The organism is Pseudomonas sp. K5002, assembly GCF_013386655.1.
Lineage (GTDB): Bacteria > Pseudomonadota > Gammaproteobacteria > Pseudomonadales > Pseudomonadaceae > Aquipseudomonas.
Genome location: NZ_JACARK010001540.1, coordinates 1 through 489, shown reverse-complemented (window position 1 = coordinate 489; position 489 = coordinate 1). Strand labels below are relative to the sequence as shown.

At 65.4% G+C, this 489-nt stretch carries 1 pseudogene; it reads left to right on the top strand.

What is annotated here, in order from left to right:
* Positions 1–489: pseudogene (locus tag HX846_RS37795) on the top strand (glutamine synthetase); the annotation flags it as partial.

The following is a 489-nucleotide window of genomic DNA, read 5'->3' as shown; positions in this document are numbered from 1 at the left end:
CCGGACGCCAACCGCCGCCTGGTGCCCGGCACCCTCAAGCCGGTGAGCTGGGAGGCGCAGCCGCTGGGGCAGATGTTGATTACCTCCGACAGCACCGAAGCGCCCATCGAATTCGAACCCCGGGAAGTACTGGCCAAGGTGCTGGAACGCCTGCAGCGCAAAGGCATTCACCCGGTGGTCGCGTTCGAGCTGGAGTTCTACCTGTTCGACAAAAAGCTCAGCGACGGCCTGCCGCAATTTGCCCGCGACCCGCTGAGTGATGACGCGGACGACCAGCCCAACTTGCACATCGAGCGCCTGTCACGCTTTGCGCCGGTGTTGGACGATATGGTCGAGACGGCCAAGGCCCAGGGCATCGACATCACGGTGATCACCGCCGAACTCGGCCCCGGCCAGTTCGAAATCAATTTCGGCCACCTGGAAGACGGCCTGCGCGCCGCCGACTGGGCCGCCCTGTTCTGCCGCAGCACCCGTGGCGTGGCCCTCAAG